The following is a 17,321-nucleotide window of genomic DNA, read 5'->3' as shown; positions in this document are numbered from 1 at the left end:
AAGGTTTTTCTCTTTATATTCGCAATTAATCCTAGATGCAAGTATTCAAAGCTTCTCACTTCTGGAAATAAAATAAGTCTCTGTATCCTTCGCAGTATTTGTCAATGAATTATACTATTTCTCTTGCTTCACGTGGGGCAACTATATACCACCTCTGCATTTCAGACTATCTTCTCCATTCTATCCTACCCACTATGATAGAAGAGCGATAGCCTCTGATCTTTCATAAAAATAGGAAAGCTGGAGGTTTATTCAAGGTCAATGTATGGCGACAACGTAAATAGGTTTAACGATATGCAGATTCTTGACTGACACCAAAAATCTTATTAATTCTTTGCCGAATCCATTCCACCGGGTTCTTTAGATCTGCCTCTTCGAGTAGTCCCATTTCTTTCAGTTTTTGTTCATAGCCCTGGAGAGCATCCTGGCGCTTACCCAATTCTTCTGCGACAAGATTTGATAGTTGGGGATGGTTTGCTAACAATATATGAAAACAATCTTTCCCAATCAAAAATAAAGTGGAATCTTCGGCCGCTATCATAGTAGTGGGATAGGGAATTTCTAACATTAATGGCAACTCACCAAAGAATTCTCCCTGTTTGAAAGTAAATATACGGTTGCTAATTTTTTCATTTTCATAAATTGCATCTATCGCCCCAGTTAGCACAATACAAAAATAGCTGTGGTATTGGTTTTGTTTAATTAAAATTTCTCCTGGCTGTAAATGCCATCGTTTACCCATTTCAATCACATTTCTAATTTCAAGATCGTTGAGTTTTTGAAAGCAGAAGTTTTTCTTCAGTAGCTGAGTAAGGGTAGGGGATTCATCTACTTCTTTCCCGGGGACTGTAGCGTTGTTGTCTTGATCACTAACTGCTAGAGAGATACTTTCTGGGTTTCTCAACCAGATATCCCTTTGGGGAAAGGGCATATTAATTCCTCGACGACGGCAATTATATTGAATGATGTGATTAAGGGAGCTAAAGATGAGAAATCTTTGGTCAATTCTTTCAGTCCAAACCCAGAGTTCAAAATTAAGAGAGTTGTCGCCAAATCCAAGGAAAACTGCTTTTGGTGCGGGCTCGCTGACAATATTTTTTTCCATGGCGGCGGATTCCAATAGCACTTCCGTGACCAAAACTAGGTCACTGCCATATTCCACACTAACTGGTACTTCCAGGCGGCCACTGCAATTTTCATAATTCCAGTTAACAACTAAATTGCTGGTTAAATCCGTGTTGGGCACCACTAGGTCACTACCTCTAAAGGTACGGATGATGGTAGAGCGAATGGAAATTTCCTTGATGTAACCAATGTGATTATTAAATTCAATTAAGTCACCAACTTTAAGTTTATTTTCGCCAAAAATTGTCAAACCACTGACTAAATTCCTAGTTAATTCCTGCAAGCCAAAACCAATGCCAATCCCTAGTCCCCCCATAATTACTGCAAAGCTAGCTAGTTCCAAGCCCATGGCTTGCAATACAACGATAAAGCCTAATACGGCCACCCCCAAACTAGTTAATGTACCAATTACTTCTCGGTTACCTTCACTAAATCTAAGTTTGAGCAGTAGGAACTTTTTTAGGAATTGTTTAGTAGCTTTGGCGAATACTCCTACCAGCAAAAGGAGAAAACAGGCTTGAATAATCCACCATAAAGTGATGCTTTCAGTGCCCAATTTGAAGATGGGAGCATTCAGTGTTTCAAACAGCCAAATGTTCAGGAAATGCCATTGTTCCAGCACATTGGCGATCGCCTGGGGCCCTGGTCCTTGTGGTGGTGGATTAATTTGTGCAATCACAGTAAGTTTCCCCAGGATCGGGATGATTGAATGTGGTGAAGTCCCAATTTTAATTTAGGGTTCATGGGGATAGGGGGATGGGTGACTGAAAAATTCACCATCGAAATAGGATTGAAGCTGGATCCTAAAAATTAGGCCCTTCGACGTAGCTGTTTGCGAACAATTAACAGCACAAGAATAGCGACTATACTAACTAGGACAATTTTTGACACTGGCCCCAAATATTGCTCCACCAGTTCGTAATGATCACCCAGTTTGTAACCTGCGCTAGCTAAAAAAGTTACCCAGAGAGATATGCCCCCCAAACTGTAGAGAGTAAAGGAAATTAAACCCATGGCATTGACGCCTGCGGGCAAGGAAACAATGGTACGGATACCCGGCACTAGGCGTCCAAAAAAGACGGATTGATGGCCATAGCGACCAAACCAAACGTTCGATTTATGGATATCTTTGGCGTCTAGGCCAATCCATTTACCATAACGGTCAGCCAGTTGTTCTAGCCTTTCTTCGCTGACCCATTTACCGATGTAGTACCAGGGATAAGCTCCCAGAATTGTACCGATAATACCTGCAACGATCGCCGGGAATAATTCCAATTTTCCCTGAGCAACGGCAAAACCAGCTAAGGGCATGATCAACTCAGACGGAATGGGAGGAAATAAGTTTTCCAAAAACATTAAAAGGCTAATTCCCCCATAGCCCAATTGATTCATTACTTGGGGAATCCATTCTGTGATCCACTGGGACATAAATGTTCGATGGAGGTGTTAAGGATAGGTTTTAGCAGAAATTGGACTAGCTATGGCCGTCGTCATGATTAAACCAACGGGAGCAGTATTGATTGGAGCGAGCATGAACCCATTACCATCTTCCCTGGGGCGAGGGGTAACTCACCTTTTATAATGGCGATCGCCCTTTAATCACCAAGCCATGGCCAGTATCAACGACAACTATCTCAAATTGAAAGCCGGTTACCTGTTTCCCGAAATTGCTCGGCGGGTAAATGCTTTCACCACTGCCAATCCTAACGCCCAGGTGATCAAACTTGGTATTGGAGATGTAACGGAACCCCTGCCCCTTGCTTGTCGCCAGGCCATGGCCAAAGCCATCGACGACATGGGCGATCGCCAAACCTTCAAAGGATACGGCCCGGAACAGGGTTACGCTTGGTTGCGGGAAAAAATTGCCCAGCACGATTTCCAAGCTAGGGGTTGTGAGATTAGCGCCGAAGAAATTTTTATTTCCGACGGTTCCAAATGTGACACTGGTAATATCCTCGATATTTTCGGCAAAGATAACACCATCGCTGTCACCGACCCCGTTTATCCAGTTTATGTGGACACCAATGTGATGGCGGGGCACACCGGCGATGCCAATGAAAAAGGGGAATATGGTGGTTTAGTGTACCTGCCCATTTCGGCTGAAAATGACTTTGTCGCGGCCATACCGAGCCAGAAAGTAGATTTAATTTATCTCTGTTTTCCCAATAACCCCACCGGGGCAACCGCCACTAAAGAGTATTTAAAACAATGGGTGGACTACGCCAAAGCCCATGGTTCCATCATCTTTTTCGATGCGGCCTACGAGGCATTTATCACTGACCCCACTCTGCCCCACTCCATTTACGAAATTGAGGGAGCGAGGGATTGTGCCATTGAGTTTCGCTCTTTTTCTAAAAATGCTGGTTTTACCGGTACCCGTTGTGCGTTAACCGTGGTGCCCAAAACCTTAACGGCTAAAGCCGCCGACGGCAGTGACGTGGAGCTATGGAAACTCTGGAACCGCCGCCAATCCACCAAATTTAATGGCGTTTCGTACATTATCCAACGGGGGGCAGAGGCGGTCTATTCCCCCGAAGGCCAAGCCCAAGTACAGGAACTAATTGCTTTTTACTTGGAAAATGCCCGTATTATCCGGGAGAAATTAGCCGCTGCCGGTTTAATGGTCTATGGCGGGGTCAATGCTCCCTATGTGTGGGTCAAAACCCCCCATGGCCTGAGCAGTTGGGACTTTTTCGACAAGTTATTACACACCGTTAATGTGGTGGGCACTCCAGGCTCTGGCTTTGGGGCGGCGGGGGAAGGCTATTTCCGTATTTCCGCTTTTAATAGTCGGGAAAATGTAGAGGAAGCCATGAAACGGATTACTTCCACCCTCAAATTGGGTTAGAATCCCTCCCAAAGGTCGCTCTACGCCTTTACCAATTGGCATTACCAGTTTGAAAAGTTTGAAAACATGGTGCAGTCGTCCGTCGAACTTTGGCAAAAAAATCTGCACCGGGCCAAGCAGGCCAGGGATTTAGTTTTCGATTACGCCTTGGGCACCAGTTTAATTACCCTGTTGCCGATCGCCGGTTACTATACTCCCCGCTTGCTATTGGTGTTATTTCTGCTGGTGAAAATGTGCCGGGACATCGGTAAAGTTTGGCAATTTCCCCGGGGTCAAGATCTATTGGCGATCGCCGGTAACATTTTTGGGGCCATTGGCGCAGTAATTACCGCCGCTGTGGTTTGGGTCACCCTACTGGCGATCGGGATTTGGGTGCCCTATTTCGACAGTTTTAAAGGCTTTGCGGGGCTGTTTACCCTCACTTGGATGTTGGGCCAAAGCACCAACCAGTACTATGCCAATGGCGCTTTGGGGCATCGTTTCCATCAACCAGTCCAGCCCGACCAGGAGAGCATCAACCATGGGCATCTTTAACCGCCGCCGACTGTTGCTGGGGGGAGTGGCCCTGGGGGGAGCATTCACCATAGGCCGGGAGGAACGCCATCGCCAGGAAATCAGGGAATTACAGGCATTGGCCAAAGCCCAAGCGGCCAACACCGACCGCACCAGCATGTTAAATGCCGCCTTTGAAGCGGATGCGGAAAAAATCTTCCGGGGGGAGGAAATTATTAACAGCGTTAGGCTCACTCCCCCTATCCTGCCCTACGATCGCCAAATTTCTCAATTGCTGATCCGTTGCAGTAAAATCGCCACCCAGCAATACTTAACGGGGAAAACCATCCCCAGCTACGACGGCAATATTCGCCAGTTACCGGCCTATAGCTCCGACCTGGATGAGTATAAACAAATTGCTTCTTTTCGCGGTAGGGAAGCTCACATTTCCGAATCCGTTGCGGTGCAAATTCCCCTGGATAATACCGGTGACCCCTTAGATAAAACCTGGGACCAAGCGGAAGATTCCCTGGGGGAAACCATTCGTCAAGTGGTCAAAGTAACCCAGGAAATCCCCGTTTACCTGGGTTTTGTCCTCAGTTCTCCCCGCCGCAATCTCATTGTTTTTCGGGGCACCCAAACCACTATGGAATGGGTCAATAATCTCCGGGCCCAACAAATTCCCTTCACCGACCGGCGATCGGGGCAATATTTTGGCAAAATTCACCAGGGCTTTATCGAAAATTATCTCCGTATTGTCAGTCCCATTCCGAGGGAAATTGCCCAACAGTTAGACCCGGCTGTGCCCTGTTACGTCACTGGCCATAGTTTGGGGGCTTCCCTGGCGGTGCTGGCGGCGTTGGATCTAGCAGTTAACCTCCCCAACTTACGGCCCCAGATTCAACTTTATAGCTATGCCTGCCCCAGAGTCGGCGATGTAACTTTTGCCCAACTCCATTCCCGCCAGGTACCCAACAGTTACCGCATTGTTAATTTAGCGGACGTAATTCCCCTTTTGCCACCCACTACTGGTTTAGGCACCTATGTCCATGTGGGCCAAAGTTGGGGCTTCCTCAGCCAAGGAGGGGATATTTTACCCAACCATGTGGTAGATACCTACCAGGGAGCAGTGGATAGGGAAGTGGAAACGGATCAGTCTAGGGATTATCCCATCGCCGCCGTTTGATCATTTTTGAACTGCCCCCCTGACCCCCCAAGGCTGGGGGGAATTTATTGGTGAATTAAGCCAGACCCACTAACTTTTCGCTTAAATCCCACATGCGTTGGGCTTTTTGGGCATCGCTTCCCTGTTCGGAAAGTTCCTGGACAAAGGCTTCCCGGCCCGCTTGTTGACGGTTACCCCAACTCCAATGCACTCCGGAATCCTTAAATTTGTCATCAGCCACCACCATGGCTACCCGTTCCCCGGCCAATTCTTGGCTCACATAGCCTTTGGTAACGTTTTTTTGGAACCAGGGAAAAATGGTGCGGAACAAGGAATAGTGATTGCGAAATAGGGGAGTATCGGCCACACAACCAGGGTAAAGGGAGTTAAAAACAATGCCCGTTTCTTGGTGGAAGCGGCGGTGCAATTCCCTGGTGGTGAGCATATTGCAGAGCTTACTGTCCTTATACGCTTTGCCCGATTTGAATTTTTTGTTATTAATCATGGCAATGGGTTTTTTAAAACCCGCTTCAAACCCTTCAAAGTTGCCCAAATCCGGCGGGGCGGGGATGGGAATTTTACCCCCTAGTTCTTTGCTGTTGGCGGTAACAGTGCCCAAAATAATTAAACGCTTATCCGCATCGGGACAGGCTTTTAAATCTTCCAGCAACAGATTGCAAAGCAAGAAATGTCCCAGGTGGTTAGTGGCCACAGAAAGTTCATAGTCATCGGCTGACCAGAGGGGTTCATCCAGTAAAGGAAAATAGACCGCAGCATTGCAAACCAAGGCTTTGAGGGGACGACCCAATTCCCGAAACTGGGTGACAAAACGACGCACACTGTCTAAATAACCCAAATCCAGTTTGATGATCGTGTAGGAATCCTTGGGAAAACCCAATTCATCGGCCACTTTCTGGGTTTTATCTAAATTGCGGCAGGCCATAATCACGTGCCAACCTTTGTCGATTAAAGCTTTAGCTCCGTATAATCCCACCCCGGAGGAGGCTCCGGTGATGATCACCGTGGGTTTCATCGGTTGTTCCATGGATTTATAAATTTTTAATTAATTGTTAGTGGTTAAACTTTGCCATTCTTTAGGATCGCACAATGTTGAAGCCGCTTTTGTGAAGGAGCTTTAAGCAAAATTCAGTTTTACCAATGGTTGATCATGGTGCAGTGGGGGGGCTTTCCACGGGAGCACCTTCGGCAATGTCCAGTTCAATTTGGGGGCCCCGGTCAAGGATTTCGATGTCCCATTGCCCTCGTTTAGCGGTTTCAAAAACGATATAGCGACCATCGGGGCTAATCCTGGGATTGCGTACCCACTGGCGATAGTTGAGGGTTAACAGGTCAGTTTTTTTGGTCAGGCGATCATATAAGGCGATGTCAGGCCGCCCTTGAATGCTGGACAGATAAACCAAATAACGGCCGGTGCGGCTCAGACTGGGACTTTCGGCAATGGTGTTGGCTTGGTTCAGTCCCGGCAGGTTGATCAATTGGTTATTGCGGAGGTCATAAACCAAAATTTCCCTGGTGCCGTTGCGATTGGAAACTAAGGCTAACCAGCGACCGTCGCCGCTCAGACTGGGCTGTTCGTCATTAAAACGACTATTTAAACTCTGATCCAATGGCGATCGCCTGACATTGTTGCAACCACTGAGTACTAGGGAAACCAGCACCATTGCTAACCACAACCATGGAGTCTGTCCTAAACTACTCCCAATTCTCGCCCTGTTCACTAGGAAAAATTAATAATCAAACCGTTCTTGGTCATCAGTTCCGGTGGGGCGCTCTTCCCCATCGACGGGGGGACGGCTAGGGCGTTGACTGCGGGGGCTGCCACTGCGGCTTTGTTCCTGGTCCCTGTCCCTATCGGCAGAATCCTCAGAAGTGTTGGGTCGGGGAGTTAAATCAGCTTCGTCAATGGGTTGGTAGTCCACATAGGCCGCCGGGGGTTCATCTTCGTATGGACGGGCGTTGCGGGGGGCATTCCTTTCTGGGCGATCGCCAAAGGAATCATTGGGGGGATTATTACTGGGACGGGGGCGACGGTTGCTGGGACGACGGGAAAGGGCAGGATCATTACCAGCTTCGGGACGGGGACGACGGCTAGGGGTGGGATCATCCCACACATCATTGGCACCACTCTCCCAACCGGAATAATCGTCTTCGTAACCGTAGTTATCGTTGTAACCAGGGGCGGGGCCGGGTCTTTGGGGGGTACTGCGGCCAGTGGAGGGACGGGAACGGGTTGGTCTGGGGTTGGGGTTAGTGGGGGGAGCGTTACGGCCTTGGGAACGGGGTCTGGGGCGGGCTTCCGCTTCTCCATAGCCATCGGGACGGCCACTGCGGGCATCATCGTCATAACCCCTCAGGCGGCGATTATTGCGGGCCACGGGTTCATCTTCCGGTTCCAACTGGTCCAATTCCGCTTCCGTATAGACTCTGGTTTTGCTCACCCGGCGATCGTCTGCGTAGGGGGCACTACGTCGGGCCTGTTCGGTGGTGATGCCCCGCAAACGAATGGTTTCAGCGGCAAAAAACACGGTGGAACCACTTAATAGAAGTTGTCCAAATTGTAAAATCGGGTCGAGCCGCCAACCTTGGAATAGCAAAATTAGTCCACACAGTAAGCCCACAGCGGAGAAAAAGATATCGTAATCCCGGGACACCTCCGGCCGCACTGAGCGCAGGAAATAGAGCCCGGCCCCGGCCACTGCGAGAAAAATACCAAGGATGCTAGCTGAATTAAGCCCGAAATTTACCATTACCTTGAAAGCTGATGTTTCTCTGCTCCATGGTAGCTGATTCTGTTGATGGCCGAAGGGGCCTAAATGTTGGCGATCGCCATTTTGATCTTTTCCGATTCCAAGCCTTGCCCAATGACCACCAAGCGGGTTTGCCTGCTATCTTCTTCTGTCCAGAGGCGATCATAAAAATAATCAAATCGTTGCCCAACTCCCTGGAGTACTAGGCGCATTGCTTTTTTGGGCACGGCGACAAAACCCTTAATACGATAAATCTCATGGTCTTGCACCAAATCAGTTAAACCTTGAACCAAATGCGCCGGGTCAAATTCCTGGTCTAGGGCCACATACACCGCATTAATATCTTCATCGTGGTCGTGGTCTTCTTCATGGTCATGGTGACTGGGGCGACTGTCCAGGTTGTCTTCCACCGCCGCATTAAAGCCGAGGAGAATTTCTGGACTAATTTGCCCTTGGTGACAGGGCACCACTTTGACTCCTGTGGGTAACTGGTCACCTAACCAATTTTCCAGCCGTTGTTGATCCCCATCCCCCAACAAATCGGTTTTGGTCAACAGCACCATATCCGCACAGGCCAACTGGTCTTCAAACAATTCTTCAATGGGAGTTTCGTGGTCGAGGCTATCATCGGCCTGCCGTTGGGCTTCCAAAGCTTCCAAATCCCCTACCATGGCCCCCCTGGCGAGGGCATCCCCATCTACCACAGTAATCACTCCATCCACCGTGGCCCCAGTGCGAATTTCTGGCCAACGAAAAGCTTGAATGAGAGGTTTGGGCAGGGCTAAGCCGGAAGTTTCCACCACAATGCAGTCAATTTCCTCTCGCCGCTCCAACAAAGCCTGCATGGTGGGTAAAAATTCCTCCTGCACAGTGCAACAGAGACAGCCATTGGCCAATTCAACAATCTTGGGGGCTTCATTGCTTCCCGAAGGCATTTGATTGCCGTCCTCGTCACACACCCCGCAACTGCGGAGAATATCCCCATCAATGCCCACTTCCCCAAACTCATTGACTAACACTGCAATGCGCCGTCCTTGGTTATTTTGCAATAGGTTCCTAACCAAGGTGGTTTTGCCAGAGCCGAGGAAGCCAGTGACTACGGTAACGGGAATTTTGTGCATGGATTTCGTAAAAATTTGTAAAAATTGAATAGTGGCTATCTAGGGGCGGATCTTTAAGTTTAGCCGTGGTTTTCCCCTCGACAAAAGGTCATGATGGATACAAGCTCTTTTTCCCACTATCTATTTGCCCATGGCAATGCTTCTTTCCTCCCCCTCCAGTGACCTAGTCACCATGACACCAGCGGAACCAGTGGTGGCCATGGAAAATCTCAGTCATTTCTACGGCACTGGCAATCTCCGCAAACAAATTTTATTTGATATCAATCTCCGATTGGACGAAGGGGAGGTGGTGATCCTCAAAGGACCTTCCGGTTCGGGAAAAACAACATTGTTGACCCTGATGGGGGGGTTACGGTCGGCCCAGAGCGGTAGTTTGCGGGTGTTTGGTCAAGAGTTAAATGGAGCAAAAAAACAGGATTTGGTTCAGGTCCGCCGTCACATTGGTTATATTTTCCAAGCCCACAATTTGCTCGAATCCCTCACTGCTAGGCAAAATGTACAGATGGCCATCGAACTACACCCCCAATACAATGCCCAACAGGCGAAAGAATTGTCCATTGCCATGCTGGAGGCGGTAGGGCTAGGAGACCACATCAACTATAGCCCCCATAATCTTTCCGGTGGACAAAAACAACGGGTGGCGATCGCCAGGGCTTTGGTTTCCCATCCCAAAATGATTTTGGCCGATGAACCAACGGCGGCCTTGGACAGTAAATCGGGCCATGACGTGGTGGAATTGATGCGAAAATTAGCCCGGGAGCAGGGGTCTACTATTTTGATTGTCACCCACGACAACCGCATTTTGGATGTGGCAGACAGAATTATTCAACTCGAAGATGGACAACTTTGTGCCGACCCAGGGGAGTGAAGATTAATTAACCGACATTAAAAACTTAGTTAACAAAAACATGGCACGGGAAGTCCCGTTCCTTTAGGGAGGGGATGTGCCGAGTGCCTTAGCTTCCTTGCTAGTCTTGTGCTACGATATTACCAGTAACTTGTTTTACGATAATGTTACGAGCAACAAAGTATCGCATCTACCCGACAGCAGAGCAAGAGCTACATTTTAGGCGTAGTTTTGGCTGTTGTAGGTTTGCGTACAATTTTGCTCTAAACCTTGTCAATGAGACTTACAAGGAGACAGGGAAAGGATTGGGACGATTTGCTATTCAAAAAGCAATCACCAAACTCAAAAAAGAATACGAATGGATAAGTGAACCATACTCACAATGTTTGCAAGTGGTGGCGTTGAACTTGTCCAGGGCATTTATTAACTTTTTTGAAAGACGTGGAGGGTATCCCCGATTCAAATCTAAGCATCGACGGCAATCCATTAGCTACCCTCAAAATGTCAAGGTTGTTGATAATGGCATCAAGTTCCCAAAAATAGGAAAAGTTGATGCTGTTATTCACCGGGACATAGAAGGGTCTGTGAAAACTGTCACTGTTTCCATGAATGCCAAGGGTCAATTCTTTGCCTCTGTCCTGGTGGATGATGGCAAGGAAACTCCCAATCAATCCATGGACGGCAAAGCAGTCGGGATTGACCTAGGGCTAACTCATTTTGCCATTACCAGTGATGGTTCCAAGTTCAATAACCCCCGCTGGTTAAGCAAACATCAGCGCAACCTAAAGCAAAAACAAAAACGTTTATCTCGCCGTAACAAAGGCTCTAATAACCGTAATAAAACTCGCAAGCAGGTTGCAACAGTTCACGATAAGATTGCCCGTTGCAGGGAAGATTTTCACCATAAACTTTCACGCAGGATTGTTGACAAAAACCAAGTCATCGTGGTGGAAAATCTAGCTGTACGAAACATGATGAAAAATCATTGTCTCGCCCAGTCCATTGGACAAGTGGGGTGGGGGCAGTTTTTGGCCATGCTCAAATACAAATCTGAGGAAGAAGGAAAAGTCTATGTTGAAGTAGACCGCTTCTTTCCATCCTCTAAAACCTGTAACGTTTGCCTAAACAGGGTTGACAGCCTTCCCCTAGATATTAGGTTTTGGCGGTGCGATAAATGCGGTACAAACCATGACCGTGATATAAATGCCGCACTCAATATTCGAGATGAAGGACTGCGTATTTTGACCTCGGGAACCGGGGATTCCGCCTATTGTCTAGCTGTAAGACAAGGTAGTAAAGGGCGCAAGCCTTCTACTACTTTGCAGGCTATTGGATAGGAAGCTCCGTCCTTTAGGGCGGAGTTGTTCACAAGCTTCATATAATAAATGTGGCTAAATCTCAAATTAAATCATAGAAATTCTTAGGATTAGTCGAAGCTTATTTATCAAGTTGTAATTTTGCTTTAATTTTCCTCAAAACTGCGAGCATAGGGACATTACCAGGTAAACCCCAGAGAGGCAAAGGCATAGCATTAAACTTAACTGACCCATAAACCCCTCACCTTGGAACTTAGCCGTGATTACATGACCCAGGAGCCCTACCAAATTCTACTGATTGAAGATGATTCAGCAACGGCGGTCATGGTTGACCATTGCTTCGGACCGTCGATTGTATCCCCTTTGGCGGAACGTCTACCGGTACAAATTACGACGGTGTCAAATTTGACTGAGGCGGTGGACATTTGCCAAGATCGAGAGTTTGCTGTGGTTCTATTAGATCTATTTCTATCGGAACTCCAAGGCATTGATACCCTAATTAAAGCCCGCACAATTTTCCCTGATCAGTCCATCATTGTCTATAGCCAAAGTGAAGATGAGCATTTAGTTATTCAAGCGTTCCAGCATGGGGCCGATGGCTATTTACGACTGAAAAATCTCGACAGTTATTTGCTTTATTATGAATTACTATCGGTTTTAGAAAGAAATATTTATCGTCGCAAGAGTGAAAATCAACGAAACTTAGCCAGCCAGCAGAAGGAATACAGCGCCCTGGAAACCTTAATTAGCTCCACCACCAGCGTCACTGCCCGGATGTTTGGTTCTGATACCATCAAAGATTCCTTTCCAGAATTATTTGGGGAGTTGAAACAAACCTATGGAGAGTTGTTAGAATTAGCATTGGATCAACGGGCTTTTAGGGTAGACCATAATCTTTCTGAGCGCTTGAGAAATTTAGCCGATCGCCTAGGTTTTATGAAAGCCAGCCCCAGGGATATTATCGAAATTCACACCACCGTCCTAAAGGAAAAGAATCACAATATCAATGTAATTAAATCCCAAGCCTACGCCACCGAGGGCAGATTGATAGTATTAGAATTAATGGGCTATTTAGCAAGCTTCTATCGCAAATACTATGTTAGCTTGAATAACTTAAATATTTCCTCGCGTATTTCACCACGATTCCCCCCCAAAGATAGTTCCTAAATTAATTATCTTTGCTTGATTGTTTAGTTGTTTAACTATAACCTATTACACTTTGTTTTAACTAGATTAATAATCCATTATTTGATTGTTTTATTTAAATTTCCTTTAATTCAGGTTACTGACTCCAGATTAATTGAGCTAGATTTAAGCATTGGCTTTATTTGTTATCAGCGATGGATATGAATAGGATTGTGTTAAGACTTTATATCACGGGTAATTCGGTACGTTCTCAGCAGGCGATCGCCAATATTTACCGCATTTGCCAAGAAGATCTAGGGGATCAGTACAACGTTGAAATCATTGACGTGTTGGAACAGCCCCAACGGGCGGAAGAGGAAAAAATCATGGTCACCCCCACCTTGATCAAACAATTGCCCCCTCCCCTACAGCGGATTATCGGCGATATGTCCAATACGGAAAAGGTTTTGCTGGGATTAGATATTGTGCCCGAAGGTTTGCAGGTTCGTTTACCGGAAGATTAATAGCTATACCCTAGGCGCTGGGCCAATATTGGGCGATTATTAAAAACTAGGGCAGGATTTTGCCCCCCATTCCCCTGGCGATCGCCAAAGCTCCAGTTTTTTCCCAATTATGTTGTCCAACTCCGACCAGCACCGCGCAGTTCAGGCCCTCTACAACACCTATCCCTTCCCCCCCGAACCCCTGCTACAGGAACCTCCTCCCGGTTATAACTGGCGCTGGCAATGGACTGCGGCCCATAATTTTTGTTTAGGACGGCGGCCGGTTAATCAAAAGGTTCGCATTTTGGATGCGGGTTGTGGCACTGGAGTCGGCACGGAATATTTAGTCCACCTCAACCCGGAAGCGGAGGTTCATGCCGTGGACATCAGTGAAGGGGCTTTAGCCGTGGCCCAAAAGAGGTTGCAAAAGTCCGGTGTGGTTTGTGATCGGGTGCATTTCCACCATTTATCCCTGGAAAATCTGGCCCATCTTCCTGGACAATTTGATTACATCAATTCCGTCGGTGTACTGCATCATTTGCCCGATCCAGTGGCTGGAATCCAGGCCGTAGCGGAAAAATTAGCCCCCGGTGGTTTATTCCATATTTTTGTTTACGCTGAAATCGGCCGCTGGGAAATTCAACTCATGCAAAAGGCGATCGCCATTTTACAGGGGGAAAAACGGGGCGATTACCAGGATGGGGTTGCGGTGGGTCGAGAAATTTTTGCGAGTTTGCCGGAATATAACCGTTTAGTGAAAAGGGAAAAAGAGCGTTGGTCCCTGGAAAATCATCGGGATGAATCCTTTGCGGATATGTATGTCCATCCCCAGGAAACGGACTACAACATTGATACGTTATTTGAACTAATTGACTCGGCTGGACTGGAATTTTTGGGCTTTTCCAACCCTGATTATTGGCAACTAGATCGCCTGTTGGATAAAGCACCGGATTTAATGGCCAGGGCTAAAGATTTAAGCGAAAAGGAACGGTATCGTCTAATTGAATTGTTAGATCCTGAAATTACCCACTACGAATTTTTCTTGGCTAAACCCCCCATACAAATTAGTGATTGGACGGACGATCAAACCTTACTCAAAGCCCTGCCCAATCTTCATCCTTGCCTGACTGGTTGGCCGAGCCGCAGTTTATTTGACTATAACTATCAGCCCTTAGAGTTAACCGAAGAGGAATTTAAGTTTCTCCAGGCAGTAGAAGCTCAGACAGAAATTCAAGCAAACGTGGAAAAAGTTCTAACCGACCTAGGCGATCGATCCATCAACTTGGCATTAGTACGGAGCCTTCAGACTCGGCAACTGCTGACCCTCGGTTAATGCTAAGGACTAAAATTGAAAAGTCTCCCTGGTTGCACAGAGGAAATTGCCATGGGTCAGGTCGTTGATGATCCGAAGTCACTGCCGTTGAATATTCCCGAAGAACTGGCCCTACAGGTCACGCCGGCCCAATTTGCCATTTTAGCGGCGGAAAATCGAGATTTAAGGCTTGAACGTACAGCAACAGGCATATTAATCGTGAATCCTCCCACTGGTGGCGAATCAGGTAATCGTAATTTTCATTTGACTACTCAGCTCGGTATCTGGTGTGAAGCTAACGATCGCCTTGGGGAAGGGTTTGATTCCTCCACTGGGTTTGAGTTGCCCAATGGGGCCAATCGATCGCCGGATGCATCTTGGGTTACTAAGGCGCGCTGGGAATCCTTGACCCAGGAGCAAAAAGACGGATTCGTTCCCCTCTGTCCCGACTTTGTGGTGGAATTGCGTTCTAAAACCGATAGCCTCAAAAAATTGCAGGAAAAGATGCAGGAATATATGGAAAACGGCGCTCAGTTGGGCTGGCTGATTGATCCCCAGAATAAACAGGTGGAAATTTATCGTTCCGGTCAAGCGGTGGAAGTTCTAGGAAATCCCAGCAACCTATCCGGAGAAACTGTTTTGCCAGGGTTTACCCTATCTCTGCAAAGAATTTTCCCTAGTTAGTGGGGGTAAAATCTAGTTTACAAAACCCCTTTGGAACTGGGAATGGTATCAGCCCGACGGGGGTCAACCTCGATCGCCATACGCATGGCCCGAGCAAAGGCTTTAAAGGTCGCTTCGATAATGTGATGGGAATTAATGCCGTCAAGCTGGCGGATGTGGAGGGTCATTTGACTGTGGTTTACCACGGCCACAAAGAACTCCCGCACCAATTGGGTGTCGTAGGTGCCCACCCGTTCCGTGGGAATTTGTAGGCCATAGCTGAGGTGGGGCCGTCCGGAAAAGTCTAAGGTCACCTGCACCAAAGCTTCATCCAAGGGAGCAATGAAATGACCAAACCGATTAATGCCCCGGCGATCGCCAAGGGCCTCTGCCAAAGCCTGACCCAGGGTAATGCCCACATCTTCGTTAGTGTGGTGGTCATCAATTTCAATATCCCCGGTGGCGTTCACTTCCAGGTCAATCAAACCGTGGGAGGCAATCTGGTGTAACATATGATCCAAAAAAGGCACCCCCGTAGCCACATGGCATAAACCACTGCCCATCAAATTCAAACTCACCCGCACATCAGTTTCTTTGGTAACTCGATGTACCGCCGCCGCCCGGGGGGGAAAGTTGGGGATCAGCAGGGAAGGGGTGGATGACTCCGGCATGGGGAAAAGATTGGTGAAATTGAGTGGCAATGGCTTTTTTCAGAACAGCCTTAATCTATTTTAAAGGTAAAGAGAAGATTGCCAAAAGTTAGAGTCTGTTTTCCCAAAACTCCAGTATTGCGGTTGCTTGATTGGGTCAGTTTACAGGGCTAATCGGATCTGGATAACAGACTATTGAAAAAGTGAGCAAATCTAGAAGCCATTCTGAGTGACTGACCCGTTTGGGCGGCCGGCCGAGAAAAGGGCATAATGTGCCCAGGTTGTTTACTCACTAATTTCCTCCGCCATGATTGAGGTTGAACATCTCAGCAAAGTTTACGGTTCTACCACCGCCATCCAGGATGTGGACTTTTCGGTGCAAAAAGGCGAAATTCTCGGTTTTTTGGGGCCCAATGGAGCGGGGAAAACCACCACCATGCGGATTTTGGCTGGTTACATTCCGGCCACTACCGGGACAGTGCGGGTGGCAGGGTTTGATGTCCATGAACAATCCTTGGCGGTACGAAAGCGCATTGGTTACCTACCGGAAAATCCTCCCCTCTATGGGGACATGACTGTGGCCAGCTTTTTAAACTTTGTGGCTAGCATTAAGGGCGTTAAACCAGGCGATCGCCGGCAGAGGGTGACCTGGGCCATGGAACGGTGCCAGTTAACGGAAAAACGCAAAGTCCTAATTCGCAAGCTGTCCAAGGGTTTTAAGCAACGAGTGGGCATTGCCCAGGCCATTGTCCATGATCCAGCGGTGATTATTCTGGATGAACCCACCGTGGGTCTAGACCCGAAGCAAATTATTGAGGTGCGTAATTTAATTAAAAGTTTGGCAGAGGACCATACTATTATCCTTTCCACCCATATTTTGCCGGAGGTGAGCATGACCTGTGACCGGGTGACCATCATCAATCAAGGGCGGGTGGTGGCCACCAATACCCCGGACAATTTACTGGCGGAGCTAAAAGGAAATCTCAGTTATCAGTTGGAAGTAGCTGGGGCAGAAGGAATGGCGATCGCCCATTGTTTGCAGTCCTTGCCCGGTGTGGAAGAGGTGCAAACTAAAACCCACCCCCAACAGCAGGAACGCCAACAAATTTTGGTGCGGAGTAATCAACTAGAAGAACTGGGGCAACAATTAGCCCAGGCGATCGTCACCCAGGGTTGGGATTTGTACGAAATGCAACGGCTACGCCCCACCTTGGAAGATGTGTTTTTAAATCTGATTACTAGCGAGGCGGTGGACGAAGATACTGTTATGGAATCGCCCCAGGAACAGTCAGAAGATCAAGCTGATGATGAAGAAAATTCAGAAAATGCTCAATAATCGCTATCAGCAACACAAATTCCCTTGCACTTAATGCCATTACTGGCGGT

17 protein-coding genes are annotated in these 17,321 nt (G+C 47.6%); 10 read left to right on the top strand and 7 right to left on the bottom strand.

Annotated features, from left to right (window positions below):
- Positions 1–286: 286 nt before the first annotated feature.
- Entirely contained in the window at positions 287–1,804 is a 1,518-nt protein-coding gene (locus BWK47_RS13690; RefSeq protein ID WP_162329069.1) for a mechanosensitive ion channel domain-containing protein, read from the bottom strand.
- Between the two features lie 131 nt (positions 1,805–1,935).
- A complete protein-coding gene (locus tag BWK47_RS13685) occupies positions 1,936–2,553 on the bottom strand; it encodes a DedA family protein (protein WP_010873812.1) in 618 nt (205 codons plus the stop codon).
- A 181-nt stretch (positions 2,554–2,734) separates the two neighbouring features.
- On the opposite strand from BWK47_RS13685, the gene BWK47_RS13680 reads away from it, so the two are divergent.
- The 3 genes from BWK47_RS13680 to BWK47_RS13670 all read left to right on the top strand — a co-directional run bounded on the left by BWK47_RS13680 (position 2,735) and on the right by BWK47_RS13670 (position 5,651).
- Positions 2,735–3,973 (top strand): LL-diaminopimelate aminotransferase, encoded by a 1,239-nt coding sequence (locus BWK47_RS13680; protein WP_162329068.1) that lies wholly within the window; start codon positions 2,735–2,737, stop codon positions 3,971–3,973.
- 66 nt (positions 3,974–4,039) lie between these two features.
- A complete protein-coding gene (locus tag BWK47_RS13675; protein WP_162329067.1) occupies positions 4,040–4,507 on the top strand; it encodes a hypothetical protein in 468 nt (155 codons plus the stop codon).
- Complete coding sequence (locus BWK47_RS13670) at positions 4,494–5,651, top strand: lipase family protein (RefSeq protein ID WP_237269653.1); 1,158 nt, start codon at positions 4,494–4,496, stop codon at positions 5,649–5,651. The genes BWK47_RS13675 and BWK47_RS13670 overlap by 14 nt, the downstream gene beginning before the upstream one ends.
- Before the next feature lie 55 nt (positions 5,652–5,706).
- On the opposite strand, the gene BWK47_RS13665 is transcribed toward BWK47_RS13670, so the two are convergent.
- From BWK47_RS13665 to cobW, 4 genes are all read right to left on the bottom strand, one after another.
- Positions 5,707–6,675, bottom strand: a complete 969-nt coding sequence (locus BWK47_RS13665) for a protochlorophyllide reductase (protein ID WP_162329065.1) — start codon at positions 6,673–6,675, stop codon at positions 5,707–5,709.
- A gap of 121 nt (positions 6,676–6,796) precedes the next feature.
- Entirely contained in the window at positions 6,797–7,312 is a 516-nt protein-coding gene (locus BWK47_RS13660; protein ID WP_237269652.1) for a TolB family protein, read from the bottom strand.
- A gap of 66 nt (positions 7,313–7,378) precedes the next feature.
- On the bottom strand, positions 7,379–8,398 hold the full coding sequence (locus BWK47_RS13655; protein ID WP_162329063.1) for a Ycf66 family protein: 1,020 nt from the start codon (positions 8,396–8,398) through the stop codon (positions 7,379–7,381).
- A gap of 62 nt (positions 8,399–8,460) precedes the next feature.
- On the bottom strand, positions 8,461–9,519 hold the full coding sequence (gene cobW, locus BWK47_RS13650) for a cobalamin biosynthesis protein CobW (protein ID WP_162329062.1): 1,059 nt from the start codon (positions 9,517–9,519) through the stop codon (positions 8,461–8,463).
- A gap of 130 nt (positions 9,520–9,649) precedes the next feature.
- Between cobW and BWK47_RS13645 the strand changes: the two genes are divergently transcribed.
- The 6 genes from BWK47_RS13645 to BWK47_RS13620 all read left to right on the top strand — a co-directional run bounded on the left by BWK47_RS13645 (position 9,650) and on the right by BWK47_RS13620 (position 15,306).
- Complete coding sequence (locus tag BWK47_RS13645) at positions 9,650–10,387, top strand: DevA family ABC transporter ATP-binding protein (protein ID WP_162329061.1); 738 nt, start codon at positions 9,650–9,652, stop codon at positions 10,385–10,387.
- 143 nt (positions 10,388–10,530) lie between these two features.
- Positions 10,531–11,703, top strand: a complete 1,173-nt coding sequence (locus BWK47_RS13640; RefSeq protein WP_162329060.1) for an RNA-guided endonuclease InsQ/TnpB family protein — start codon at positions 10,531–10,533, stop codon at positions 11,701–11,703.
- Between the two features lie 225 nt (positions 11,704–11,928).
- Positions 11,929–12,849, top strand: coding sequence for a response regulator (locus tag BWK47_RS13635; protein WP_237269651.1), 921 nt, complete (start codon positions 11,929–11,931; stop codon positions 12,847–12,849).
- A 173-nt stretch (positions 12,850–13,022) separates the two neighbouring features.
- On the top strand, positions 13,023–13,331 hold the full coding sequence (locus tag BWK47_RS13630; RefSeq protein ID WP_010873802.1) for a circadian clock KaiB family protein: 309 nt from the start codon (positions 13,023–13,025) through the stop codon (positions 13,329–13,331).
- 109 nt (positions 13,332–13,440) lie between these two features.
- Positions 13,441–14,643: a class I SAM-dependent methyltransferase gene (locus tag BWK47_RS13625; RefSeq protein ID WP_162329058.1), complete on the top strand. Its 1,203-nt coding sequence runs from the start codon at positions 13,441–13,443 to the stop codon at positions 14,641–14,643.
- Positions 14,644–14,694: 51 nt separating this feature from the next.
- Complete coding sequence (locus BWK47_RS13620) at positions 14,695–15,306, top strand: Uma2 family endonuclease (RefSeq protein WP_162329706.1); 612 nt, start codon at positions 14,695–14,697, stop codon at positions 15,304–15,306.
- A 17-nt stretch (positions 15,307–15,323) separates the two neighbouring features.
- Here the strand turns inward: BWK47_RS13620 and hisB are convergent, their stop codons facing one another.
- Positions 15,324–15,956 carry an imidazoleglycerol-phosphate dehydratase HisB gene (gene hisB / locus BWK47_RS13615; RefSeq protein WP_010873799.1) on the bottom strand — a complete coding sequence of 211 codons (633 nt, stop codon included), beginning with the start codon at positions 15,954–15,956 and terminating at the stop codon, positions 15,324–15,326.
- A gap of 286 nt (positions 15,957–16,242) precedes the next feature.
- On the opposite strand from hisB, the gene BWK47_RS13610 reads away from it, so the two are divergent.
- Positions 16,243–17,271, top strand: a complete 1,029-nt coding sequence (locus BWK47_RS13610) for an ABC transporter ATP-binding protein (RefSeq protein ID WP_162329057.1) — start codon at positions 16,243–16,245, stop codon at positions 17,269–17,271.
- Positions 17,272–17,321 lie beyond the last annotated feature (50 nt).

Source organism: Synechocystis sp. CACIAM 05, assembly GCF_010222815.1.
In the GTDB taxonomy this organism is placed as follows: domain Bacteria; phylum Cyanobacteriota; class Cyanobacteriia; order Cyanobacteriales; family Microcystaceae; genus Synechocystis.
Note: the sequence above shows the minus strand (reverse complement) of the source record. Positions and strands in the feature narration are given on the sequence as shown.

What these genes read in the sequence shown, in the direction of transcription:
- BWK47_RS13685 (WP_010873812.1), bottom strand. Translation starts at nt 2,553, where the DNA reads ATGTCCCAGTGGATCACAGAATGGATTCCCCAAGTAATGAATCAATTG.
- BWK47_RS13680 (WP_162329068.1), top strand. Translation starts at nt 2,735, where the DNA reads ATGGCCAGTATCAACGACAACTATCTCAAATTGAAAGCCGGTTACCTG.
- BWK47_RS13675 (WP_162329067.1), top strand. Translation starts at nt 4,040, where the DNA reads ATGGTGCAGTCGTCCGTCGAACTTTGGCAAAAAAATCTGCACCGGGCC.
- BWK47_RS13670 (WP_237269653.1), top strand. Translation starts at nt 4,494, where the DNA reads ATGGGCATCTTTAACCGCCGCCGACTGTTGCTGGGGGGAGTGGCCCTG.
- BWK47_RS13665 (WP_162329065.1), bottom strand. Translation starts at nt 6,675, where the DNA reads ATGGAACAACCGATGAAACCCACGGTGATCATCACCGGAGCCTCCTCC.
- BWK47_RS13660 (WP_237269652.1), bottom strand. Translation starts at nt 7,312, where the DNA reads ATGGTGCTGGTTTCCCTAGTACTCAGTGGTTGCAACAATGTCAGGCGA.
- BWK47_RS13655 (WP_162329063.1), bottom strand. Translation starts at nt 8,398, where the DNA reads ATGGTAAATTTCGGGCTTAATTCAGCTAGCATCCTTGGTATTTTTCTC.
- cobW (WP_162329062.1), bottom strand. Translation starts at nt 9,519, where the DNA reads ATGCACAAAATTCCCGTTACCGTAGTCACTGGCTTCCTCGGCTCTGGC.
- BWK47_RS13645 (WP_162329061.1), top strand. Translation starts at nt 9,650, where the DNA reads ATGGCAATGCTTCTTTCCTCCCCCTCCAGTGACCTAGTCACCATGACA.
- BWK47_RS13640 (WP_162329060.1), top strand. Translation starts at nt 10,531, where the DNA reads ATGTTACGAGCAACAAAGTATCGCATCTACCCGACAGCAGAGCAAGAG.
- BWK47_RS13630 (WP_010873802.1), top strand. Translation starts at nt 13,023, where the DNA reads ATGGATATGAATAGGATTGTGTTAAGACTTTATATCACGGGTAATTCG.
- BWK47_RS13625 (WP_162329058.1), top strand. Translation starts at nt 13,441, where the DNA reads ATGTTGTCCAACTCCGACCAGCACCGCGCAGTTCAGGCCCTCTACAAC.
- BWK47_RS13620 (WP_162329706.1), top strand. Translation starts at nt 14,695, where the DNA reads ATGGGTCAGGTCGTTGATGATCCGAAGTCACTGCCGTTGAATATTCCC.
- hisB (WP_010873799.1), bottom strand. Translation starts at nt 15,956, where the DNA reads ATGCCGGAGTCATCCACCCCTTCCCTGCTGATCCCCAACTTTCCCCCC.
- BWK47_RS13610 (WP_162329057.1), top strand. Translation starts at nt 16,243, where the DNA reads ATGATTGAGGTTGAACATCTCAGCAAAGTTTACGGTTCTACCACCGCC.